Genomic DNA, 25883 nt, shown 5'->3' on the forward strand with positions numbered 1-25883 from the left:
AAATATTTTATATTTTTGGAGAATGAGAAGAATATTAGCACTATTATTTTTAACACTATTTGCTTTTTGTGGAAAGCGTTTTATAAAGCACGTTCCAAATAAGTATAATTACTCAGATTTGTATTACAAAAAGATAGATAGTATAAACAGAGTGAAGGAAAGTAACTATGTTATTTATGATGATAATTTTGAAAAATTAGATGATGAAACCTTAAGATTAAAAGAAAAGTATGCAATTGTTTTGGCGACAAATCCAAAAGATATTATAAACTATAATCTATATTTTTATATCGATTCCTGGATAGGGGCGCCTTATAAAGAAAATTCATTTGATAGAACAGAAGGAGTAGATAGTGCTTATTTTATTCAGTCTTTATTCAGTGAAGTTTATAATGCTACCTTACCTAAAAAACCGTCAGGAATGTTTACACATTCTTCTGTTCAAGTATTTACAGGGCGAGCTTTTCTGCAAGAAGGAGATATTGTTTTTTTTAGATATAATAAGGAATCTCCTCTTTCAGATGTGGGGTTATATCTTCATAATGACAGGATTCTGACCAGTACACCAGAAGGAGGGCTGAGTATATATGATTTTAATGATATGTATTTTCAGAAGAGATATGTTGCATCAGCAAGGCTGAAGAGCAATAAAAAAATTTAAAAATAATAACAGTATTTTAGAAGAAACTAGAAAATGAATACAGAGAAGTTAAGTAGCTGGTTGGCTTCTTTTAAGGAAGATATTAGAGCGGAAGTTCTTGTAGATGATATACTGACGAATTTTAATTCTGATGATGAACAGATTCTGATTGGTTTTGAAGGGCAGTTCAGTCGGTCTTATCGTTATGATATTTTATCCTCCGGAGTAGTTGATTTTGAATTAAATACAAAACAGGTACTGAGAATAGAATTATCACGGGATAATATTTATAATGTTCTCCCTGAGGGAATTACCCATGTACCTAAGAATGATTTATCCGGTCAGTCGGTAGATAATATGGTAAAGTCTTACCGGGATCAGAAACTTCAGAGTGAAGCAGCCAAAAAGTTTTTTTCTCCTTTTCAGAATGAGATATTTTTTTCAGGGGTGAAACTTGAAAATATTGAAAAGAAAATATTTTTCGGATTAGACGGGAATAAACCTTTGGATTTTCAATATGAGTTTTGGGGTATCTCTAAAGATTTACCGGAATTACTGGTTGCCAAGTTAGTGAGATTGTTGCCTTATAAATATAAATTTATGGGCGATCTGAATTTAGTAATGGATTGTTTGTCCTATTTACTTGAAGAAGAAGTGCGTTTTGAAAAATCAGAATATAAAGAACATACTGATGATGATCAGGGAGTAAATCTGGGAGAAGCAAGGCTGGGGCTTGATTTTATAACCGGGAGCAGTTTTACCGATTATTCTCTGCACATTAATATTTCAATAGGTCCTCTGAAGAAATTTCATTTCTCGGAGTTTATTTATAATTCTCCGGTAGAAAAGTTTCTAACTCTTTTCTATGAAATATTTTTGCCAATAGAGGTAGAGGTTACCACTAAATTTTTGATTAGTGAAAGTGAAGAATTATTCCAATTTAATCCAAATAATGAACCTGCTTTAGGTTATACAACAAGAATATAATGAAGTCATATTTAAAAAATTTAGTAGATGTAAATTTAATAGCAACCATTTCAGTTCTCATTATAGTATGTGTTATTGTTACCATGGTTTTTTCAAGGGTAGCGCCTAAGTTCAAACAGAATTTAAAAAGCAAATTTGTTCCTTATGTAGTAATTTTGATGTTAGTATACAGTTTAGTTACTTTTCTGGGGAATAACAGATTATTTGTTAATTTTTATCAGGTTTTTATATTTTTTCAGATTAGTGCTTTATTGCTTGGGATACTTCATGTTTATTTATACAGAAGTTATTTTGATGAATTTGAAGAGAATAATATCTGGAAAGAAGCTTTTTTCTCTTTCCTGTTAATAATTTATGCTCTGATTCCGTTTTGCCTGGTTTACAGTTTTCTGAACGGAATGAATTATACATTGATTATGTCCGGGCATCTTCTCGCTTTTATGGTTCCGACCTGGTTCTATATTACTTTCAATAAATCGGTCACTATTCCGAGCAAAGTATTTATGACCTGGGATTTCCCAGAAACACCTCAGGCTTATGATAATTTATCTGACGAAGAAATGAAAAATGTAGTTGTGCTTTCTTTTAATATAAGTAAAGATTTGCATAGTGATAACTACCAGATATTAAAGGCAAAATCTCCAAAAGGATCTACTTTTGGGCGTATTTTTTATCACCTTATGTATGATTATAATGAAGAGTTTAAAAGTGAGGGGGTCGAAACCAATAATATAGAAACACCTTACAGTTGGGTTTTCTTTTTAAAAGAGAATTGGTATACTCCGGTTAGACAGATAGATCCTAATTTATCATTATATGCTAATAAAATTGAAGATAACAGTCAGATTTTATGTTACAGAAAGTTAAAAACAAAGATGGATGTTTCTAAAATAAATAATGAGATTGAGATCAGGGAACTTAATCTTAATAATAAGAAAAAAGTAAAAGAAAATAAAAAAGTAAAAGAAGGTGATTTTTAATCTGATAAAGTATAAGTATATATGTCTGAGAAATTGATTCATTATCCTGTTAACTGGATTGACGGGATGAAAATAAATAAAAACCATTTTCTTGCGATGCAGGAAAACGTTTTTGAAATGGCAAAAGAAGCTATTGGCGTACAATTAACACCAATTAATTTTGGACTGTTGCCTGTCGCAGACAGCAATGATTCCATAAAAATGGATTTAATTGTTGATAATCATAAGCTTTTAAGAGTGAAAATTGATGAATGTGTTGCGGTAACGCCCAATGGTCTGAGAATTGAGATTCGAAAAGAAAACACGAATAATTTTGATTCATCACTGGCATATCCAGAAGCTACTTATGAGATAGAAGAAAGTAAAAAAATAGGATTACTTGCTTGTATTTCAGTAAATTATAAAAAAAGAATTCCTTTTGGGGAACTAGATCCAGATGAGAACCCGCCAAGGTATCCTTTTACACAATCGGAATATTTATTACATCTTATTCCAGAAGAAGATTTAAGTAAAGACAATGGACTAGGGGCGTCTTTTTTAACAGTGGGGAAAATTTTGGTCAGTAGTAATCAGACGGTTATTGATGAGTCCTATATTCCTCCCTGCACTTCAGTAAGTAGTTATCCTGCTTTATTAGCTGATTTTACAGAATTAGACCGCTTTCTGGGGCAAATGGAGATTTATGCCAATCAGATTTCTCAGAAAATAAAGAGAAAAGATCAGGAAAATGTTCTGTCCGAACTGATGGATGTTATCTGCGATAAGATTTTGTATTATTTAGGACAGGAGATTAATTCTTTCAGATGGTTTACTCCGGGCAGACCACCAGCTTATATGTATAACTATATTATCTCTTTTGCCCGAATAGTTAAAAATTATATCGATTCAAGATCTGGGTCCGGTAAAGAGGAATTATTGAACTATTTCGCTGAATGGTGTAATATTTCTCAAGGTAGTTTTGAATTATTATTTAATGAAACGATTAATATAGGATACAATCACAATCAGATCGATATTACTTCAAAACAGGTGTCTAAATTTGCTAAAAGTATTGAAGATCTCTTTTATACTCTGACAAGACTGGATTATATCGGGAAGAAAAAAGATGGAAGTGTATATATTACTGAGGTTACAGATGAACATCAGAAAATTGTTACACAGGCGCGCAGAAATAAAACTTTAATAAATGATTAATTTATCAGAATAATATGGAAGTATTGAATAAAGCGGAGAGGTTAAAAGCATTTTTATTGTTTTTCACTGTTTTCGGAATCACAATTTTTATTATCGTGTTTGCGATATTTTTTAATTATCAGTTGCCTTCAAAAGAAAATAAAATATTACGATATGAAAATCAGCAGTTAAAAAATGAATTTGAATTTCAACAGAAGTTCTCATTTAAAATTGACAGTGCAAAAATATTTATAGATGCGATTAATGAACCGGATCAGGATAATTTCTTTCAGGAGCAGTTAGCATTAAAAAAGCTGGCAGAAATGTATTCTGCTTTACCTAAAGATACTTTGAAAGGTAAAAAAATGTATGCAAATGTTATTTTGACCTATAAACAACTAATTGATGCAAAAAGACTAGTTCGAAATTTAAGTTTTAGTGATAAAACAATGGATAGTCTGGCGCAAATTGCAAAAACGTATCAGGATGAATATGAGAAAGTAAAGGTAGATCTCGAAGTTTGTCAACAATTGTATCGCTCTCAATAGATTTTTCTTTATTTTTCGAAAGAAAAACAAAAAAAACATTTAAATAAACTTGTTTTTGTTTCATAAAGTTTATAATATTGGTATATAAATAAATTTTTAAATAAATAATCTAATAACTATGAGTTTTTTAGCTAAATTAAAAGTAGGCGGTAAAGATTATACTGTCTTAAATGTAAGTTATGACCTGACACAGGAAACAGATGCAACAGGAAGACCGTCTTCTGTAACAAGAGGTGGTAGAATTATAATTGAAGTAGAATCTACGGGAGGTACTGAACTGTTTGAATGGATGACTAACAATTTTGAGAGAAAAGACGGATCTATTGTTTACAGTAAACGTGATACAGATGCGACTCTTAAAGAATTAAAATTCACAGAAGCTTACATGGTAAAGTACAAAGAGACGTTTGATTCTCTTGGAAAAAATCCTTTAACAGAATTATTCACGATTTCTTCTAAAAAAATCCAGATGGGTGGTGGAGACTTTGAAAATAGCTGGGTATAAGGAGCAATTACATTGTTCTGAAATTTAGAGAATGCGTTTTTTATAATGTTACGAAGCATAATAATTATAGAATCTAATTTTCAGTAGCCAGTTTATTTTGTATTACCAAAAGGGAGGTCTATTACTAGTCTCCCTTTTTTTATCTCGAATAATAAAAAAAAATATAAATTATGAGTTTTTTAGCAAAATTAGCAATAGACGGACAGGAGTTCAATGTTTTAGAGTTTGATATTGATTTCATTCAGAAAACAGACAGTATGGAGAAACCGGATGATATTGCCCGTGGAGGAAGATTTAGAATTGTTGTCGAATCAGATCGCAAAACAGATTTTATGAACTGGATGACCAGTAGTACGGAAACAAAGGATGGAACCGTTATTTTTTTCAGACGTGATGCGATGAGTAAAATGAAGGAATTACGATTCACAAAAGGTTTCTGTATTTATTACAAAGAAAGCTTCAGAAGTACTACGGAAACACCAATGATTACAGAAATGCTTATTACAGCAAAAGATTTTGATTTTTCAGGTGCAAAATATGAAAGAGACTGGTCTCTGGAATAATCTGAAAATAATTTCTCACTTACTTTAAAAAGATTACCAATGATATCAATTACCAATAATAATGCCCAAAAAAGAGTTGTTATACGTATTCCTATGTATGATAAATTCGTACACTATTCTGATTTGGAAATACACCAGGAAATTCTTACACATAGTCGATTTCAGTTTTTATGGCGTATTTCTTCGGATTTGTTGACCAATCCTTTAGAAGATTTCGGTTATTTCCGAAATAATTTAGACAACGAAATTACTTTTTCCCTTTTTACTACTACAGGGAAAGAGATTATTTATAAAGGGTTGATAACCGGTCTGAAAATGATAAACAAAGACGGAGCTACACGAGGCTTTCTGGTTACAGGACACAGTCATACTATTGCAATGAACGACCTGAAACACAGTCGTCAGCACCTGGATAAAAATTTATCAGATATTGCCAAAGAGACTATGAAAGGACATACTGAGGGATTATGGGAACCGGAGGATATAGCTCCTAAATACACAGATAAAATTTCAAATATACTGCAATCCAATGAAACGGATTGGGAGTATATGACCCGATTGGCCAAAAGATACGGAGAATGGCTGTATTGGGACGGCAGGCGTTTACAGTTTGGCAGGATAAAAGATTCCAAAATGAAACTAATCAACGGAGTAGATATACGAAGTCTTGGAATGAGTGCAGCACTGGTTAGTAATAAGTCCGGTTTATCCGCTTATGATTATAATGAAGTTGCTCAGATAAAATCAGAAAAAGAACAAACAGATGACAATTTCAATGATGATCTGATGAAAAGCGCTGTTGATGCCCAGAGTTCTCAGTATAGGCGAAAAATGAATGAGGTTATTCCTTTTCATAATTATAGTCCTTTAGCTCATAATCAAGGAGATATTGATAGAATGAGTCGATTGGATACAGCAGGTAAAGCGGCGCAGATGGTTTATTATACCGTAGAAACCTCTGAGCCGATCAATGTCGGGAATATTGTAACTATACAAAACAAAACGGTAACGCATCATGTTATTATAACGAAGTGCAGTTTTTACAGTGCAGGAGCAGAGAATTTCCGAAATGAATTTGAAGCAATTCCGTTAGATTGCGTTCAGCCACCTTATACCGATTCAAACAGCAGAGGTTTTGCTTACGATCAACCGGCAAAAGTAATTGATAATAATGATCCACAGGGAATGGGGCGTATCAGAGTACAGTATTTTTGGAGTGATCGTTCTAGCGATAATAAAAGTGACTGGATTCGTGTACAAACTCCTCATTCAGGAAGTGGAAAAGGTTTTTATTTCATTCCTGAAATAGATGAAGAAGTTCGTGTTTGTTTTGAAGGAAACGACCCGGATTGTGCTTATGTGTCCGGTACGAATTATAACGGACAGGAAGTTTCCGGTTATATAACAGAAGGTAATGATAAGAAAGTAATCCATACCCGTTCCGGTACGAAGATGATTTTTAATGATGCGGAAGGTTCTGTTTTTATCGAAGACCCAAGTGGAAATACCTGGTTAATGGACGGGCAGGGAAATATAAGTGTTAATGCTCCTAAGAATTTTACTGTAAATGCAGGGGAAAATGTGGTATTAAATGCAGGAAAGAATATCGTTCAGTCAGCAGGGGAAGATGTAAATATTATTGCAGGAGACAGTATTAGTGAAATAGCTAATGAAGAATATAATCTTACAGCAGGAAATATTATAGAAACCGCTCAGAGAGGCAGATCTTCTATAGCAGATAAAATTAATGAAAATATGCATGAAGGACAGGTGGTTAGTTCTTTAACAGGTATTTCTATAGAAAGTGCTACAGAAGTAAATATGGATAGTACAAGTAAGGTAAAAATGCAGTAGTATGGAATACGGAACGATCACGCGAAATATATTTGGATTATCCGAAAAGAAGGCTGGAGAAATCATTATTCGAGCTACTAAAGGCAACTATACTATAATATCAGCTCAGGAAATTAATATACGGGGAAAAAACGGAGGTGTAAAGTTTGGAGAATTTGATCCTGATAAAATTGATAAAGATGATGTACTGGTTACAAAGCTGGAAGGTCCGTTTAATGATAAAAATGAAAAAGTAGAGAAACCGGTTATAGGTACAAAGTACTGGTTTAAAGCATCTTTTAACAGAAAAGCAACAAAAGGAGAAATAAAACGTCTTAAATGGCAAATGAAGATTGACGGGAGAGTTTTTGAAATACCCGTAGATTATTCTGCAATAAAAGAAAGTGAAGATCATGTTTTTATTTCATTAGTGTATAGAGAAATGCGGTTGTATGCCTACCTTATAAAACCAGTTGATTCAATTAGTTTAAACTTTAAAGTAGATACATTGAGAGTTACTAAAGTTATAGGACCAGAAATTGTAAAAGGAGGAGGGGTATATGATTATGAAGCAATAGAATTTAATCAGCAAGATTTTCTTATAGATGACTTAAGGAAAATAAAATGGAAAATAAAGTATGATAATAGTGAAAAACTTATAGATTTTATAGATGGTTCAGGTATTATTACAGATAAAAAAATCGCAATAAAAAAAGTTCATATTTTATCAGAAAACATTATTGGTGTAAAAAAATTAACAATATATCCTTTTTTAAAAGAACCATCTGATAGTGTTTTTGTAACTTCACAAATACAATTACCTTCAGGTGTATTTGTCTGGGTTGAAACGAAAGGAACAGGGCATGTTTTTTTAACAGTTCATAAAGAAAATAATATTTATTTATATACTTATGGTCGATATGATGATGCATATATGATTTCTTTAGGAACTGTAGGTGAGGGTGTGTTGATTCGATATACTAATAAATTAGCTATAGATTATATGAAAAAAGAATTATATAGACTTGACTGTACTGTTTTTCAAATTAATGATGTAAAGGAAGAAAATGTTATTGAAATTTTTGATACTATTTGGAATAGTTCGACTGAACAACCAGATAATGAATCGACATCAGAAGATGTAAAAAAATATGGTAGAGTTATAGATAATTATGATTTGACAGGTAATAATTGTACAACAAAAACATGTGATGTTTTAAAGCAGGCGGGAACGAATATATTTAATTTTGATGCATATTTATTTAATACTAAAATATATTCATATAAGGAAGATTTTACAATACCAAGTTCTCTCAAAAATTTTTTAATTGAACAAGGGAAAATCAATAATAGGGTTAAAGAAGCGACAGATCTTATGAAGTTTACTTATGAAAATGTTAAATCTATTGAGGGATTAAATAAGACAGGAAGTTCGGGAGAAACTTCAGGTAGTTCAGGAGATGGATTAGGAAGTTCAGCAAATTCATCAAATAGTGAAATTATAACTAGCGGATCAAGTCCAGCGTCAAGTGGAGGAAGTTACGGTTCATCATCTAATTAATTAAATATGGGAAATAATATGATCAAAATAATAATGATAGTATTTTTTATAGTAGTTCTTATTATTGAAAGCGGATTACTTATAAATGCATTCTTAATAGTTAAATATCAGTTGGAAGACTCTGATAATATGACTACTATTCTGAATAAAATATATAGTATATTAAATATGTTTGTGGGTATGACTATTTTTAATTTCATTTATTTATTTATTTTACATTTTTTTTATTTTAGAAAATAAGAAGAAAATATAATAATGAATTATAGGTAATAGCCAATAAAGAATTTTTACAAGTCCGGCATTTACTTATAAAAAAGATTGGAATGTATTTAGAGGAGAAACGATTGCTTTAAATGATATTTGGGCTACTGAAGTAAAATTGATTGCCTATAAGAATAAAGGGCTGGAATACACAGCAAAATATGAAGTGATTTTTTGGGATCATTTTGGACTGGATTATCCGGATATGGAAAAATTTTATGTATACGGAGCAGGATTTAGAGCCTGGTTTATTTTACAACATCTTCGAGGTTATAAACCGTTTTTAACTAAAATTACTTTTGAGAGAGAATTTACAGGGAATTTGAAAGAAGGAAAACAGGAAAGAATAAATAAACGAAAACAGCAGCAGCAAAAAGAGGCAGAAGAATGGGCAAGAAAGCAACGGTTAGATATGTGGAACAGTCCTAAATTTTAATTTTATGAAAAGATATAATATTTACTTATTAATAGTTTTCTTTTTGATTTCCTGTGAGGATAAAAAGGTAGAGGTGGAGCTAGAGTTAATTTTTTTGGATGTAAAACAGGGTTGCCTAAAGGGAAATCATTTGCTAGGAATATTTCTTCATTATCTAATTTTAGAGATGTATTAGTTGCAGGACAACAAGCTTCAGGTTATCCTTCACAGTATACTAATTATAGAGTTAATTCTGAAAACGGAGAGGATAATTTTATTAATGATGATGTGGGCACAGCTACTATTGTTAATTTTCAAATAACATATCTTGTTGGAGGAAAAGGTAGATCTGATGATTGGAATTTGAATGAGCAAAATGTTGCTTATGTTATGCAAATTAATAAAAATGGTAAGACAATATCTCATAAATGTATTGATTTGAAACAGAATGACTGAAACAAAAGACATAAAAAATATAACCATTTATTCCTGGAGAAATACCAGAGTATATCATGTGGTACATAAAGTAACTATACAAATCGGTTCTGTTATAAAAGAAATGGAGTCTCGTTTTGATATAGAGATAAAATGTATTAAGGATTCAGAAGAAGAGAGAGTCTGGGAGATCAATAAAAAAAATCTGGTAATACAGCCTTTAAATTTAGAGGATAATACAACTCAGCTATTATTATATTTGGAAGCGTTAACTTATCCTATTCAGGTAAGGGTTGATGATTACGGTAATTTTCTGGATATAGAGAATCATATTGTCTGGTATAAGAGGTGGCACAAGGAAGCAAGAGAGTTGGTTTCAAGGGAGTATGAGGAAGATAATTTAGATATTTTTAAAACATTTTATACTATTATTATAGACAAGTCTTTATTTCTAAAAAACAGATTTAACGAATCTTATTGGAACCTTCTTTTTTTTAATACAAGAATAGCAGTGCCAATTGAACCGGATTATAGAATAAAACAATCCGAAAAATGGAATTTTAGAACATTAGAAGAGCAGGAATTGGAAGGATATTCTGTTACATCTTTATCTGAAGATACTATTATTGCCAATTTTCAGGCAGAGCAAACGGTAGATGCAGAAAAGATAGAAAGAATAAAAAACAACTATGATATAGAGAACCAGAAAGCAGTAAACAGTTCAAAGATGAAACTGACAATTCATTCTGAAATAGAGAATAACAGCAGAAAACTGATTTGTAAAACGGCAACAGCCGAACTTAAGATAGATAATTTATTTTCTTATGATGAAATAATCACAATTGATTTTGTCAAAGAATAGTAAGCATATATAATATGGGGAAAAAAGGAATTTTAGTAGTTGAAGGAGCAAAATTGTATTGTTCCAATTCCGTGGATCATAATTCAGAAGGAACAGCATCAGAATTAAAAGTGACCAGTCAGATTAAAAAACTGGGAAAGAATAAATATTTTGCATCGGAGAAGCCGGTTGCTACTTATATTGATGATAAAGCAGAAAATTTTGATAACGGACAGGGATTTGGAGGTTGTATTACTCCGGATGGTAATAAACCCTGTAAAGCAAAATGTAATATTAAGTATTCTGATTATTACGAAAACGTAGAATTTAACAGCAGTATGAAAATATTGTTAGATGTTTCTACCGGAGCTTGTCCGGGGTATGGAAACCCCGGCACGATTAAAGTGGCTCATTCCGGACAGCCTAATCCTGCTTCTACAATTAAAGTAAATGAAAAAGATGTTTTTGAAACCAGTACGATAAGCGGACAATGGTCTGTATCCGATAAAAACGTAAAAGCTTCGGTAAATAGTATAAAAATGATTTCTCCTTTTGCAGGTCCGGCAAAGGAAACCTATTATTATATAGGAAAGGAGACTAAACAGAGCTCTTATATTCCTGATTTTTCTTCCTATTTTCCGGGACCTCAATTAAAGTTACAGGCAGATTTTAAAGGAGATGAGACTAAAATTATCTGGGGTTTATATAAAGGTAAAGGAACAAAAGATAAAGTAAAAATATTTATTGGACTAGGAAGTATACTAAATATAGGTGATTTGGATATCTTTTTTAAAGATATAGAAGAAGGAGTTTATCGTTTGGAAGCTTATGGAAGTAAAGCAGGACATGATAACTGTGCCATTTTCATAAACCATGTAAAAAACCATGTAGAGAAAATTACTGTACCGGGTAACAGTCTTTTAAAAAATGTTCCAATGCCTTTTACTTTAAAGTATAAAGTTGATATAACAAAAAAAGATAAAACATTAAATTTTAATTCTTTATTATCTAATTCTATTTCATCAAAGACGCACTGGAAAGTAACGGAAGGTAATAACAATGTTTTATATAACAGTGCATCTGGAACCAATACCAATTCAGTACAGGTTAACAGAGTAGGCGATGTTGCAACCATTACATTTAAAAATGCAGGTAAATATAAAGTAGCTGCTTTTACTGACCCTACAGCCAAACCTTTTGAAATAAACATAACAGTTGCTGAGAAATTAGGTGTCAACTCTATAGAACACGGAGCGGGGTTATTACGAAAAGAAGATACCGTAAAAGCAAAGGTTAAAAATTATAATGTAGTATATATGAAGCGGGATTCTGTGGCTGACGTACAATGGTTATTAAAAAAAGAAGGGGTAGGGCGTATTACAGAATTTGAAAGATCAACCGTTTCAAAAAAATTTGATATTAATAAAAAAATAAAAGATTTATTATATACAGATGCTAAAATAAGTGAAGCAGCTCTATATGGGAAGTATGTTCTGGAAGCTTATGGTACAATGCCAACCGGTACTCCTGAATTTAAAGGTTTGGATTCCTATAGTTTTGAAGTAGCGAAAAACAGTATAGATGATTTGTTATTACCGGAAATAATCCCTACAGAAGCAGCTGTAAAATATGAAGCAAAAGCAAGAATGGTTTTGACCGGAGGCGAAAAAGTAAAAGTAGAAATAAATAGTGCAGATGTAATAGATAATAATAACGGTACGTTTACTTTTTTAAAGACAGGAGAATACACTATAAAAGCCCAATTAGAAGGTAATGAATGTGATACTAAATCCATAGAAAAAAAAATAAAAGTAGCCGACGCTGAGCTTAAAAAAGCATTATGGGCTTATGGATCGGGTTACAAACGTACAAAAACCGGATATAAAGAAGATACCTACGGTTTTATAGAGATTACAGGTATGGAAAAACAATCTCTTATTGCTAAAATATGGGTCAAAGGAACAGACGATACTTTTTATAATGATCCGGAACAAAAGTTTTTGTTAGAGGAGAAAACATTTTTATTAAATGATAAGGGAAAAGGTTCTTTTAAAATTAACACAAATGATGATTATAAAACAAAAATAGAAGCAGCACTACCTGCCACAACAGAAATTCCAAATCCTCAATATCAATTGATTTTTACAATAGAGTTGCCTGAGCAATTAGGAGCAATTATTTTGCCCAATGGAATGTCTATAAAAGGAACAAGCGGTATTGTTGTAGATAATAAAGTACTTTATGAAGTACTGGATGATCGATCTTTTCTAAATATATCAGATAAAAAAGAGATAACTTCTATATTGTTTTCAGATGAATCAGGTAAACAAATTCAAAGGGTAGCAACTACTTATGGTAAAACACATAAACTATGGATACATACCATAAATATGCAGGAAGAAGAACTATTAGTAAATGTTTATAAAAAAATCCCAGATGAGAATTTAGAATATAAAGAAAACAGTATTATTCTTTTCGAATCAAAACAAGAATATCCGGCTGAAAAAGTAGGGGAAGATGGTCTATTATCTCTGGATTTCACTCCGGATGCCGAATGGAATAAACCTGAAAAGGTATTAGAATATTATGGAGTAGAAGTTTGTAAGAAAGGGAAAGATACAGAAGATAAAGACATTTGGATACCCGTTGAAAATCAGTTTAATCAATTTACTAATTTTATATTAAAATTAATACGAACAGAAGATAAAAAAAGAATAGGTATAAGAATGCCAGATAAAAGTAAAACGGTCTATTCTCAAGAAGAAATGGTTTCATTAAGTAAATATATTACTTATGCTCCAAATGCATTAAAAGTATCCAATACTAAAACGGTTGAAACCATTACAAATGAAACAATACCTGCTGTAGTTGATGTTATTGATTTTGAAGAAATAACAACTACTAATTGTGTTTGTAAAGAGTTTAACTTTAGATGGAGTAATAAGATCAATTGTGAAGAACGTAAAAAAGTGCTGCAAGTATGTGCTAATCTTTGGGGAGAAGATAAAAAACAAGAAAAAGCATCTGAATTAATGTCAGTAATGCATTTGGAAACAAATAGGACATTTAAACCCAGTATGGACAATGGAAGAGGTTATTCGGGATTAATTCAGTTTAGTGATGCATCGGCAAAAGCAGTAGGAACAACCAGAGAAGCTTTAATGAAAATGACTTTTATTGAGCAGATGGATTATGTAGAGAAGTATTTTACCAATAAAAAAGATCAGTTAAATACGATGACTGATTTGTATTTAATGGTACTTAAAAGTAACGCAGTAGGGCAAGGGAATAATCCTGATTATGTTCTTTTTGATGAAAGTATAGAAGTTCCTGATGTTCCTTATGATAAGGATAATTTACAGAGAGAACCCTGGGTAACGAAGTATGGTTATACCAGTAATGGTTCTTTTATGTTGGAAGAAAAAGATGGAAAGAAAGAATCAGATAAAAGAATGCATGATACTTATTCGTTGGGACGTAAAATGCGCCCTGGTTTTATTGGAGGAAAAACATATGTTTGGGAAGTAACTAAAGTATTGACAAAGGACCATTATGATTTAGGTGAAAAAGAACTATTTACAGGTAGGTGTAAAAATGAACCACAAACAACAAATGCTACTAATAAAGTTCCATGGATGAAAATAGCATGGGACGAATATAAAAATTATAAGGATTATGTACATACAGAATCACCTATTAATAAAAGAATAGTAGAGTATTTTGTTAAAGCAAACTATTCATCAGGAAAAAATACTGATAATTGGTGTGCTGCTTTTGTTACTTGGTGTTTATTAAATTCTGATCCCAAATATATACCACCATCAGGTTATGGAACAATTAGAGCTAGAGCTTTTAGTCCTTTAAATGCTTTTCCAGATCATCATTGGGAGGAAGGAGAGGAAACTCCAGACAAAAAATATGCCTATGGAGCAGTTGCTATGATACATTGGTCTAGAGGAGGACAACATGTTGCTTTTATAATTGGTAAGACTAAAGGAGGAAGAATTGCTCTTTTAGGAGGAAATCAGACTGTAAGGGTTAATGGAGTGAAAAAAGGTAGGAGTATTACAAAATCATCAGCCTTAGAGTCAGAAATTAAATATATTATGTATCCGAAGGGTTTTGTTGCAGCAGATGATTTATATAATTTAGATTCAGAGGATATAACAGATAAGTTAACAAATGATGATACACACTAAATGATTATACTATGAAGAAATATATTATTATGTTAACAATGCTTTTTTTAGGATGTAAAAAAAATATTGTTGTAGAAATAAAAAAAGAATCTGATAATAAAGAAATAGTTATAGATACTATTAATAAAAGAGAAAGTAATATGAAAGTAATTTTAAAAAAACAACTTAAAAATGGATTTACAAGATATAATGATTGTTGTGATATTCATCCGAATATTTATGGTCAAAATGATTTAGAAATTTCATTACAGATTTCTAAAAAAATATTATTGAATAATGGTTATACATTTGATAAAGAAATTTTCTTAAAAAGGATAAAGAAAATTTTTAAAACAACCTCAAATGGTGAAATTATATTTCTTAATTTCTGGAATAAATGTCAAAAAAATATTGAGTATTATGATCCAGATGGGTTTGAAAAAGCTAAAAATTTCTATATTTCAATTGATGATAATTTAATAACTCAACTTTATGCTATTCCTGAATTAATAGATTATAAGAAAGAATTCTCTGATATATTGGTATTAGAAGAATCATTTCCTAAAGTATATCAAAAAGATAGTGAAAATGAAATAACAATTGAATTTTGGAAAGATATTCCAGATTTAGAAGAACAGCGTAAAAACAACATAAAAATAGTTGTTGCCCGTAATATGTATTTATTTAATGATAGTAAAGCCCATGGATTATGGTTGCGGTTACACGATGAGAATTTTGTAGAGGGTTTAGTGAAAGTTTTTGGTTATACAGCAGATCAGGAATTAACACAATGGGCATTAGACAGAAATTTAATTGTACCTAATAAAAACAATGAAACAGAATTCGGTAAAGTTTTATGGACGAAAAATTGTGATAAAACCATTAGTATACATCAGGAAACTTTAGATATTATTAAAGAAGCAGAAGGAGAGCTAAAAGAAAAATATTTTGAAAGTTTATCCGAATATATGTCTTATTTAATAGATAAAAATACGTATAAAAATGAATTAAATTTTTCAGAAAAAGCCCGCTTAATAGCTTATTTAGGTTATTTTGGAGAAACCGAAGCCGAAAGGAAATATCGTTTTTTCTGGACAATTCAGCCTCAAATGTCAGAATATGAAGAAGAATTTGAGAAAAACAACTATTATGGTTTGCCTAATTTTCAGGAGGTGTGGGATGATACAAAAACAGGAGGAATTGGTTTACCGATGTAAAAAAATGTTTTTTTAAATAAACATAATATAAATAGAGCGAATAGATTGGGTTTATATAGATAAAATCAACCATCAAGAATAATTATTTTAGAATGAAAAAAGTAATATTTTTATTTTTTATTTTCACTTCAGTTTCTGTTTTTTCTCAGGAGATTAGATACCAACAGTTTCTTAATACTATAAGATCAGAAAATGTTTATGATGAACCTTACAGGTTGAATGTTTCAGAGATTAATAGAAAGTTTTATTTTTCATTTAATGGTAATGAGGTGTCTTTTATTATTAAAACGATAAATGGAATTACTTCCGTTCAGACTAAGGTAGAGAGGGTATATAAAGGATTAGAAGAAGAAGAAGTAGGTACCAGTCTAACAGTAAATAATGAAGATATAGAATATATAGATGAAGAAAATAACAGTATTAAAACACAAAATTATTTTTTAAAATTCGTGTATTATGATGAAGACAATAAAGGCTTTGATGAAAATGAGTTTGTAAATAAATGCAAATTAGCATATTGTTATATACCGGATATAAATTCGGATAAAATATTAAATTATTGGTTGAGTAATTCAGAATCTTCACTGGAATATGAAGGTCTATATCCGGAGGCAAGTACTAAAAGATTAACTTATAAGGATTTAAAAGGTAAGACAAAAGAAGAATTAAACAGGATGAGAAACGAGATTTATGCTCGTTATGGATATAAGTTTAAAAATCAAAAGTTAGATGAATATTTTAGCAGACAAAGCTGGTATACAAAAATTGACAGACTGGAAGTTGAGTTAACAGATTTAGAGAAAGAAAATATTGATATGATTATAGTTTTTGAAAATAAAAAGAGTACTCTGCAACTTCCTTTAGTCAATAATTTTCATACAACTTCTATTTTAGACAGTAATATTTATAATCTTATAGGAAACGTAAAAACATGGAAAACAGAAAGAGGAAATAATTGTTATTTATACAACTTTAATTCAGAAGGATTTTTGATTAACAGTGGAAAATGTAAGGAAAGCCCGAATTTGAAGAATAAGTTTATAAATGGTTTTTTGGTTGAATCCCAATATAGGGACAGTTCAGTTTTATATTATTACAATAATAATGGTTTTTTATATAGAAAAGTAACTCTTAGTTATAATGATACTGAATCAGAGATAGAGAATTTTTATTATGATCAGGATAAAAAAATAATAAAAACAGATTATTTTGATAAGCAAAATAGTACAAAATATCCAGATAAAGTAAGAAGTTATAATTATGATAAGAATAATAATTTAGTTCAGTTTACAGATAAAGACAAAGATCAGAATGAGAGTATTTTAAATTTTAAGTATAATAAAGAGAACAAAGAAGTAGGTTGGGAATCTATAACTAACGGTAATATATCCAAATCAACTTCTGATCGGATTCTTTCTGAGACAAAAGATGAAAAAGGTAATTTTATTAAGAAAAGTATAAGTTATAATGGAGTAGTTACTGAGTTTTCTTTTAAGATTACATATTATAATTAGAATCATAAGATATCTCTATTTTATTTTCAAAACACCATTATCCATTAATTGGAAAACGATTTTTTCCTGTGCTGTGATCAGATTGTTTTCTTTCGTTACAGTAGTTACTGTTATTCCGTAATGAGTATCAATACTAAAAGAAGCATATTCCCTATAGGTATCCTTTCCCGGTTCGAACCATTCCCCTTCCACATACTGACTTGAAACGATTTCATTATTGAGGATTGTAATAAGATAAAACCGATAGTCAAAATCTCCACAGTCCTGAGGAACCAGTATAACCCTTACCTCCTTATAATTCGGTAAGGAGACATAACGTAATTTTTCATGATCACATAAAAAAGCTTCCGTTCCTCCAACAGTACATTCAAGCAGATGATAAGAGTTTTCTTCAATAGGAGTGTTCCATTGATAAGGCAATGTAAGATCACTTTTTACAAAGCAGTCTTTTTCAGCAACAGGAAATACTGTTTTTATGTTTTTGTTTTGTTGACAGCTTAGAAAAGGCAGTAGTATAAGAATAGATATTATTTTTTTCATTTGCTATTTCAGATGATTTTTCTCTGCAATTTTATATTAAATTTCTGTTTAAACTGAATTTATTCACTATTAATAAATTCAGACTGTTTTTAGAATCGTATAAAAATACAAATTATTAAATAGTCTTTTATTTTGAGTTGTTTTTACTTAAAAGTTGTATTTTAGCTTTTATTATTTTCCTTATTGTTCTAAACACTAAAAATCTCTGTTTTAGGTTAGAAGCAGAGAGAAGCGTAGCTCAATATTTTTCGTTTAAAAACTCAGATATGAAATCCACTTTGACTGATACAAAAATAACAAAGTTCTCTTTGCTATATCCTTTTCGCAATCGTATTATTTTTGTTTTATTTTTCGGGATCACTGCAAACATGATCGGACAGGAGAAACCGATTTGGCAGAATAAACAGTACAGTATTTATAAAGATAAAGTAGTACAAAAAGAGTATACTGCAAATATTGTATCAGAAAACGAAATTACTTCCGATTATCAGAGTCCGCAGCATGGAGATATTGATCCGTTGCTTACGTTCCGATTCGCGATTAACGGTAAGGATAATGAAATGAGACCTTCCGGAAGTCATCAGTTTGTAGTTGCTACCAATAAAAAGAAAGTTACCACTCCCGTTATTATTTTCGGACAGTCAATTTCGATGACCGAAAGAGCACCAAAAGCTGATAAATCCGTTAAACCCGGTACTCAGGTCACCATCAGATTAGACATGAATGAAATCCTTAACTCTTTCAAAGAAAAAGGATACTATCAGACTTTTACAGGAGACAGAATTTATAAAGCAGATTTTAAAGGCGTTTATATAGCAGGAAGTACTGCCCCAATGAATTGGGATTTTGATAATCTCGTCAATTTTGACAATTTGCAGTTAAAAGATCTTAATAATAACGGAATCTATGAAACAACCTTAATTCTGGGAGCAGAAGAAGATAAAAAACAGGTAGACACAGAATGGAAGTTATCCAAAGATATTTCAGCCTTTCCGCAATATAAATCCGATTATCTGATCTCTGATGCCATTTATAATATGGCACTCGAAGAAATGGGAAAAGCCATTGAGCCGGACAGTACTTTCAGAACCGGAAAAGAATGGGCAGGAGTATGGACCAGAGATATTAGTTACAGCATTATTCTTTCCATGTCCTATTTACAACCCGAAGTAGCAAAGAAGAGTCTGCTGAAAAAAGTAAAAAAAGACAGAATAATACAAGATACAGGAACTGGTGGAGCCTATCCCGTATCAACAGACCGAATGATCTGGGCAATTGCTGCCTGGGAGCTGTACAAAGCCAACGGAGATCAACAATGGTTGAAAGACGCTTACAGAATTATTAAAAATTCCATTAATGATGATATTCAGAATATTTACGATCGATCGACCGGTTTAGTACGTGGAGAATCCTCGTTTTTAGACTGGAGAGAACAGACCTATCCGAGATGGATGCAACCTGCCGATATTTTTGAATCCGAGAGTTTAGGAACCAATGCAGTACACTATCAGGCGAATATTGTTTTAGCAGAAATGGCAACATTACTCGAACATCAAAAAATAGCCATATTTCACAGAGCAATAGCAGAAAGAATAAAACTAGGAATCAATTATAATCTATGGCAGAAAGATAGAGGCTATTATAGTCAGTATTTATATGGCAGAAATCATAAAATCCTGTCTCCCAGATCTGAAACTTTGGGAGAAGCACTGACGATTTTATTTGATATAGCCGATAAAGGAAAACAAAGAAGAATCGTAAGAAATACACCCGTGACCGACTTTGGTATTCCGTGTATTTATCCGCAGATTCCGGGAATTCCCCCTTACCATAATAACGGGATTTGGCCTTTCGTAGAATCCTACTGGGCACTGGCAGCCGCCAAAGCAGGTAATGAAGATGCCGTATTAAAAAGTATAAGTGCCATTTACAGACCTGCCGCTTTATTTTTGACCAATAAAGAGAATTTTGTATCCGTAACCGGTGATTATGCAGAAACCAGAATGAATTCAAGTAATATGCTGTGGAGTCTTTCCGGAAATTTGGCTCTGGTTCATAAAATACTATTCGGAATTGAATTTCAGGCAAACAGTTTATTGTTTCATCCCGTTGTTCCTTATGAACTGAGAGGAAAAAGAACCTTAACAAATTTTAAATACCGAAATGCCGTTTTAAATATTGAAGTAAACGGACATGGTAATAAGATTAAAAGCTTTTTACTGGATGGAAAACCCTCTAAACCAATATTGGACGGATCAATAACCGGAACACACACCATTAAGATAGTATTAGACGATAATGAAATGGATGGAGGTTCAATACAGCCTAAAGAAGAGCATTTTTCGCTTCCCACACCCGAAGTTACTTATACAGACGGTCAGCTAACCTGGGAGCCTATTGCAGGAGCAAAATTGTATAATATAGTAAAGAATGGAAAGAAAATAGAGAAGACTACAGAAGTCTCCTTTGATGTTGTTGAATCCAAATTAAAAGAAGAATATCAGATTATTGCAGTAGACAGTTTGGGATATACCTCTTTTGCAAGCGAACCCATTCTGATTACTTCAACCGAAATAATTCCGACCTATGAAATAGAAACCTTTATTCCTAAATCCGATTTACGCTATAAAGGTTATACAGGTAATGGATTCGTTGAGGTCAGTAAAACAAAAAACCGTAAGATTACCATTCCCGTTTCCATTAAAGAAAAAGGAGAATATGCTATCAGTATTCGGTATTCAAATGGTAACGGACCCGTAAATACTGAAAATAAATGTGCGTTCAGAAGATTCAGTGACGGAACAAAAGTATTAGGTAACTTTGTTTTCCCGCAGAGAGGAAAAGATGAATGGTCTAACTGGGGATATAGCAATATCATAAAAGCATACCTGAAAGAAGGAGAACATCAGCTAACTTTGTCTTTTGAACCGTCAAATGAAAACATGAACGGAGAGATCAATCAGGCAATGTTAGATCATATTCAGATTATCAGAATAAAATAGTTGATAATTGATAGTTTACAGTTGATAGTTTTTGAATACCGAATTGGAGATACTCAAAGTTGAATACTATTTTGTAAATTTAAAAAAGAAGAAGAGTACTTATAGCTGTTAAAGAATCATAGAATATTTCTTAAACGATGTGCTAAATATTTTCACATTAAGATATTTTAAAAAACCATTAACTTATTAATTTTTGGTTAAGTCTGTATTTCTGGCAATATCCGGTATTTAACAACCAACAACCAACAACCAACAACCAACAACCAACAACCAACTAAAACAAGTCTATATTCCCCGCAATTTCCTTTAATATCACCTCAGACAATTTAGCCTGATACTGAGCATTACTATTGCGAACTCTCGCATTAATATAATTGAGCTGAGCACTTCTGAACTCAGTTGTAGTAATCGTTCCGATACGGAATTTTTCCAAAGTAATTTCAAGATTTTGTTTCGCGATTGCCTCATTCTTTTTTTCCAGTTCCGTTAGTTCAAGATTCGTCTGATAAGTTTGATAAGCGGTTGCCAGCTGACTTGTGATTGCTCTGTTTTGTCTTTCGAGTTGGAATTGAGAATTCTCGACCATTAAGTTAGCGATCTTTTCATTTCGATGTTGAGCAAAGCCATTAAAGATATTCAAAGAAGCCTTTACACCATAATTAAACCCTCTGCCATAAGAACTCGAAGTAAAACCTAAACTCGATTCTGATTCCGTAAAAGTATACCCCGTATTAACACTTACCGTCGGGTAGCGGTTTGCCTTAACCTGTTTCAGTTCTAATTCAGATACCCGTTTATTCAGTAAAGCAACCTGTATTTCCGGATTTTGTTTCTCCGCCAGATTGATCAGTTCAGGTAAAGCTAAATTTCGATCTACAATAATAGTATCAACAACACTAAAAGGAGCTTGTACATTTCGTACAAGCAATTCATTCAGTCTTATTTTAGTATTGTTGAGTAGTTCCTTTTGACGTAACTGATTCGTATAATCCGTATTAATATCTACCTGAGCATTCAGAACCTCCAGTTTAGAAGCCTTTCCTATCATATATCGGTTTTCCGCAGTAGTAAGCCTCTGCTGAGAGATATAAATAGCTGTATCCAGCGCTGCTAACTGCTGTTGCTGTTGTACCAGATCATAATAAGTAGTCATTACCTCACTTACCTTATTCAGTACATTTAGTTGCAGCTGAGCTTCCCCTAGTTTTTGTAACTCCTTTAACTGGTCATAACGAGCAAACATTCTGAATCCGTCAAAAATGGTCCAGTCTAATCCGACCCCATAGGACAGATTATTGTTTTTAGCATTATCAAGCGTTTGTTTTGTACCGTCTGTCCGTGTTTGCCGACTATTCTGAATCGAATTGTTTTGATTAAGATTAGCAGTCAGATTAGGAAGAATCCCCGCATTTCCGATAGAGGCATTATGTTCACTTATTTTCAGATCATTAGAAGCAATTTTAATATCAAAATTGTTTTCCAGTGCCAGCTGTACTGCTTCCTCAACCGTTAATATTTCCTGTGACTGCATTTTACCCGCTATTAAAAGCAGAAATAAAAGACTCTGAAAAAATAGTTTATAGTTTGTTATCATTATTTATTCTCTTTTTCGTATCCATCAATGTTATCAAATTCAGGATGATGTTTACGTTGTTTTGACCACATATAATAAATCGCCGGAATTACAAACAGCGTAAGAGCAAGAGAGAAAACTGTTCCTCCCACAATTACAACCCCCATTCCCATACGGCTTTGAGAAGCTTCCCCTAAAGCCAAAGCAATAGGAAGCGCTCCCAGAGCAATTGCTAAACTAGTCATTAAAATAGGACGCAGACGAGATTCCGAAGCCTCCATGATTGCCTGCATTTTCGGTTTCCCTTCCTCCCGAAGCTGATTAGCGAATTCGACAATAAGAATACCATTCTTTGTGACTAGACCAATAAGCATAATAGTACCGATCTGACTGAAGATATTCCAGGTCTGACCAAATAGCCAGAGAGAGAATAAAGCCCCCGTTACCGCCATGGGTACCGTTAATATAATAATGAACGGATCTATAAAACTTTCAAACTGAGCAGCTAATATTAAGTATATCAGCAGTAAAGCCAGTCCAAAAGCGAATAATGTATTCGAGTTACTTTCAACAAAATCACGGGATTCCCCACCTAAATCTGTTGAGAAACTATCATCCAGTACTTTTGCCTTTATTCTGTCCATCGCTTCAATACCATCACTGATACTTTTACCCGGTGCCAGTCCCGCAGAAACAGTAGCAGAGAGGTAGCGGTTATTATGATAGAGTTGAGGCGGACTACTTTGCTCCGCAATAGAAACAACATTATCCAGTTGGATTAGTAATCCCGAACTATTTTTTACAAAAAGAGAAGTTAAGTCAATAGGTGCTTCCCGATCTTTCTGGTCGAACTGTCCAATTACCTGATATTGTTTCCCGTTCATCATAAAATAACCAAAACGTTGCCCGCTTAAAGACAGTTGCAGTGTCTGTGCCACATCAATAACAGAAACCCCCAAGCTTTGTGCTTTATCACGATCAATAGAAATATTGATTTCCGGTTTATTAAATTTTAAGTTGACATCCGTTACAGAGAAAGTAGGATCCTTAGAAACAGCATCCATAAACTCAGGTATTTTTTCCTGAAGTTTAGTAAAGTTTTGTGCCTGAATAATATACTGGATTGGTAATCCGCCTCTTCGCCCTACCGAAATAGTAGGCTGTTCAGATACAAAAGTCTTAGCTTCCGCATACCCCTTAGTCCATTGTGTCAGTTTATTAGCGATTTCTTTCTGAGAACGTTCCCTTTCATTCGGTTGTACCAGAGACATTCTGATTCTTCCACTGTTTACAGAAGCAGAACCAAAACCAGGAGAAGTAATCACCAGATTAACCTGTTTTTCAGGAATAGAATCATTGATTAGTTGCGTTAGTTCCTGCATGAACCGATCCGTATATTCATAAGACGACCCCTCAGGAGCAGTTACACTGATACCGATCATACTTCTGTCATCATAAGGAGCCGTTTCTTTTTGCAACAGACTATAAAAAAGACCGATCAGCCCAATACACACAAAAAGTATAGGGAAGCTTAGCCATTTTCTTTTCATAAATATTTCAAGAGAAGCCGCATAGCTTTTGTTCATTCTTTCAAAATAAGGCTCCGTCAGATCATAGAATTTAGAACGTTTATGTACCCCGCCTTTCATCAGATAAGCGTTTAACATGGGTGTAAGCGTTAACGAAACAAAAGCCGATATTAAAACTGCCGCACCTATGACGACCCCAAATTCACGGAAAAGCCGTCCCACGAATCCCTGAAGGAAAATAACAGGTAAAAATACAGCTGCCAATGTGATCGATATGGAGATAACAGCAAAGAAAATCTCATTTGATCCCTTAATTGCCGCTTCAATAGGAGACATTCCCTCCTCAATTTTTTTATAGATATTTTCAGTAACCACAATACCATCATCCACCACTAACCCTGTAGCAAGAACAATAGCAAGAAGTGTCAGTACATTTATTGAAAATCCACATAAATACATAATAAAGAAGGTAGCAATAAGCGAGATCGGAATATCAATAAGAGGACGGAAAGCAATAGCCCAGTCACGGAAAAATAAGTAAATGATTAAAATAACCAGCACTATAGAAATGGCGAGTGTTTCTCCCACTTCCAGAACAGATTTTTTAATAAACAACGTATTATCAATAGCTATATTCAGTTTGATGTCTCCCGGAAGATCTTTTTCAAGCTGAGCATATTGTTTGTAAAAGTTATTGGCAATATCAATATAATTCGTTCCTGGTTGTGGGATAATGGCTAAAGCAACCATTGGTAAACCGGATTCACTCATTTTCGTTTCAAGATTTTCAGGTCCCAGTTCAGCATGGCCTACATCGCGGAATCGGACAATTCTATTCTGATCAGAAAGGATAATGATATTATTGAATTCTTCAGGAGAAGCCAGATTTCCTTTTGTTTTAACTGTTAATTCTGTATTTGCTCCAGTTAATTTACCTGACGGCAATTCTACGTTTTGTTTGTTCAGTGCATCCAGTACATCCTTAACAGTACAAGAGTAGGAGGAAAGGCGGTTTGGATCAATCCATAAACGCATTGCATATTTTTTCTGTCCCCAGATCTGTACACTGCTGACACCCGGAATAGTTTGTAAGCGCTGTGCAATAACATTTTCAGCATAATCACTTAGATCCAGTGCGTTTTTGGTCTGACTTTGTACCGTCATGGTTATAATCGGATCAGAATCAGCATCAGCTTTAGACACTACAGGTGGCGCATCAATGTCCTTGGGTAAGTTCCGAACAGCCTGAGATACTTTATCCCGAACATCATTTGCTGCCTCTTCCAGATTTTTATCCAGATTAAACTCAATCATAATATTACTTGAACCCTGATTACTGGATGAGGTAATGTTTCGGATACCATCAATAGAGTTAATTGCTTTTTCTAAAGGCTCCGTAATCTGCGACTCAATAATATCGGAATTTGCTCCCGCATAATTCGTTCGTACCGATATCTGAGCCGGATCAATAGAAGGAAATTCTCTTACACCCAGATAGTTATAACCAATGATTCCAAAAAGAACCAGAGTAAGATTAATTACGATCGTTAATACCGGTCTTCTTATACTCGTAGTAGATATACTCATG

Annotated in this window: 19 protein-coding genes; 16 read left to right on the forward strand and 3 right to left on the reverse strand. The window is 32.5% G+C overall.

Annotated elements, in window-relative coordinates; genetic code table 11:
• Nucleotides 1-22 precede the first annotated feature (22 nt).
• The 15 genes from AC4FQX_RS13610 to AC4FQX_RS13680 all read left to right on the forward strand — a co-directional run bounded on the left by AC4FQX_RS13610 (nucleotide 23) and on the right by AC4FQX_RS13680 (nucleotide 17651).
• Complete coding sequence (locus tag AC4FQX_RS13610; protein WP_491168263.1) at nucleotides 23-661, forward strand: NlpC/P60 family protein; 639 nt, start codon at nucleotides 23-25, stop codon at nucleotides 659-661.
• Nucleotides 662-694: 33 nt separating this feature from the next.
• Complete coding sequence (locus AC4FQX_RS13615; RefSeq protein ID WP_491168264.1) at nucleotides 695-1627, forward strand: type VI secretion system baseplate subunit TssG; 933 nt, start codon at nucleotides 695-697, stop codon at nucleotides 1625-1627.
• A complete protein-coding gene (locus AC4FQX_RS13620; RefSeq protein ID WP_491168265.1) occupies nucleotides 1627-2607 on the forward strand; it encodes a TssN family type VI secretion system protein in 981 nt (326 codons plus the stop codon). The genes AC4FQX_RS13615 and AC4FQX_RS13620 overlap by 1 nt, the downstream gene beginning before the upstream one ends.
• Nucleotides 2608-2628: 21 nt before the next feature.
• On the forward strand, nucleotides 2629-3801 hold the full coding sequence (locus AC4FQX_RS13625; protein WP_491168266.1) for a hypothetical protein: 1173 nt from the start codon (nucleotides 2629-2631) through the stop codon (nucleotides 3799-3801).
• A gap of 14 nt (nucleotides 3802-3815) precedes the next feature.
• Nucleotides 3816-4328 carry a type VI secretion system TssO gene (tssO, locus tag AC4FQX_RS13630; RefSeq protein WP_491168267.1) on the forward strand — a complete coding sequence of 171 codons (513 nt, stop codon included), beginning with the start codon at nucleotides 3816-3818 and terminating at the stop codon, nucleotides 4326-4328.
• Between the two features lie 118 nt (nucleotides 4329-4446).
• Nucleotides 4447-4833, forward strand: coding sequence for a type VI secretion system tube protein TssD (gene tssD / locus AC4FQX_RS13635; RefSeq protein WP_491168268.1), 387 nt, complete (start codon nucleotides 4447-4449; stop codon nucleotides 4831-4833).
• A gap of 170 nt (nucleotides 4834-5003) precedes the next feature.
• Nucleotides 5004-5396 (forward strand): type VI secretion system tube protein TssD, encoded by a 393-nt coding sequence (gene tssD / locus AC4FQX_RS13640; protein ID WP_491168269.1) that lies wholly within the window; start codon nucleotides 5004-5006, stop codon nucleotides 5394-5396.
• A 39-nt stretch (nucleotides 5397-5435) separates the two neighbouring features.
• Entirely contained in the window at nucleotides 5436-7250 is a 1815-nt protein-coding gene (locus tag AC4FQX_RS13645) for a type VI secretion system Vgr family protein (protein ID WP_491168270.1), read from the forward strand.
• Nucleotide 7251: 1 nt separating this feature from the next.
• The gene (locus AC4FQX_RS13650) at nucleotides 7252-8790 is read left to right on the forward strand and encodes a hypothetical protein (RefSeq protein ID WP_491168271.1); all 1539 of its coding nucleotides are present in this window, start codon (nucleotides 7252-7254) and stop codon (nucleotides 8788-8790) included.
• Between the two features lie 283 nt (nucleotides 8791-9073).
• Nucleotides 9074-9487 (forward strand): DUF3289 family protein, encoded by a 414-nt coding sequence (locus AC4FQX_RS13655; protein WP_491168302.1) that lies wholly within the window; start codon nucleotides 9074-9076, stop codon nucleotides 9485-9487.
• Between the two features lie 111 nt (nucleotides 9488-9598).
• The gene (locus AC4FQX_RS13660; protein ID WP_491168272.1) at nucleotides 9599-9922 is read left to right on the forward strand and encodes a hypothetical protein; all 324 of its coding nucleotides are present in this window, start codon (nucleotides 9599-9601) and stop codon (nucleotides 9920-9922) included.
• Nucleotides 9915-10763 (forward strand): hypothetical protein, encoded by an 849-nt coding sequence (locus tag AC4FQX_RS13665; protein ID WP_491168273.1) that lies wholly within the window; start codon nucleotides 9915-9917, stop codon nucleotides 10761-10763. Before AC4FQX_RS13660 ends, AC4FQX_RS13665 begins: the two co-directional genes overlap by 8 nt.
• Before the next feature lie 14 nt (nucleotides 10764-10777).
• Nucleotides 10778-14941: a PAAR-like protein gene (locus tag AC4FQX_RS13670; RefSeq protein ID WP_491168274.1), complete on the forward strand. Its 4164-nt coding sequence runs from the start codon at nucleotides 10778-10780 to the stop codon at nucleotides 14939-14941.
• An 11-nt stretch (nucleotides 14942-14952) separates the two neighbouring features.
• Entirely contained in the window at nucleotides 14953-16137 is a 1185-nt protein-coding gene (locus AC4FQX_RS13675) for a hypothetical protein (protein ID WP_491168275.1), read from the forward strand.
• A gap of 92 nt (nucleotides 16138-16229) precedes the next feature.
• Complete coding sequence (locus AC4FQX_RS13680; protein ID WP_491168276.1) at nucleotides 16230-17651, forward strand: YARHG domain-containing protein; 1422 nt, start codon at nucleotides 16230-16232, stop codon at nucleotides 17649-17651.
• 15 nt (nucleotides 17652-17666) lie between these two features.
• Here AC4FQX_RS13680 and AC4FQX_RS13685 read toward each other — a convergent pair whose 3' ends face one another.
• Entirely contained in the window at nucleotides 17667-18191 is a 525-nt protein-coding gene (locus tag AC4FQX_RS13685) for a hypothetical protein (protein ID WP_491168277.1), read from the reverse strand.
• A gap of 266 nt (nucleotides 18192-18457) precedes the next feature.
• Here AC4FQX_RS13685 and AC4FQX_RS13690 point away from each other — a divergent pair, with 266 nt between their 5' ends.
• Nucleotides 18458-21193, forward strand: coding sequence for an alpha-L-rhamnosidase-related protein (locus AC4FQX_RS13690; RefSeq protein WP_491168278.1), 2736 nt, complete (start codon nucleotides 18458-18460; stop codon nucleotides 21191-21193).
• Between the two features lie 274 nt (nucleotides 21194-21467).
• On the opposite strand, the gene AC4FQX_RS13695 is transcribed toward AC4FQX_RS13690, so the two are convergent.
• Nucleotides 21468-22787, reverse strand: coding sequence for a TolC family protein (locus tag AC4FQX_RS13695; protein ID WP_491168279.1), 1320 nt, complete (start codon nucleotides 22785-22787; stop codon nucleotides 21468-21470).
• Nucleotides 22787-25882: an efflux RND transporter permease subunit gene (locus AC4FQX_RS13700; RefSeq protein WP_491168280.1), complete on the reverse strand. Its 3096-nt coding sequence runs from the start codon at nucleotides 25880-25882 to the stop codon at nucleotides 22787-22789. Before AC4FQX_RS13700 ends, AC4FQX_RS13695 begins: the two co-directional genes overlap by 1 nt.
• Between the last annotated feature and the right edge of the window lies 1 nt (nucleotide 25883).

The sequence above is a fragment of the Flavobacterium sp. AK-301 genome, assembly GCF_058310215.1.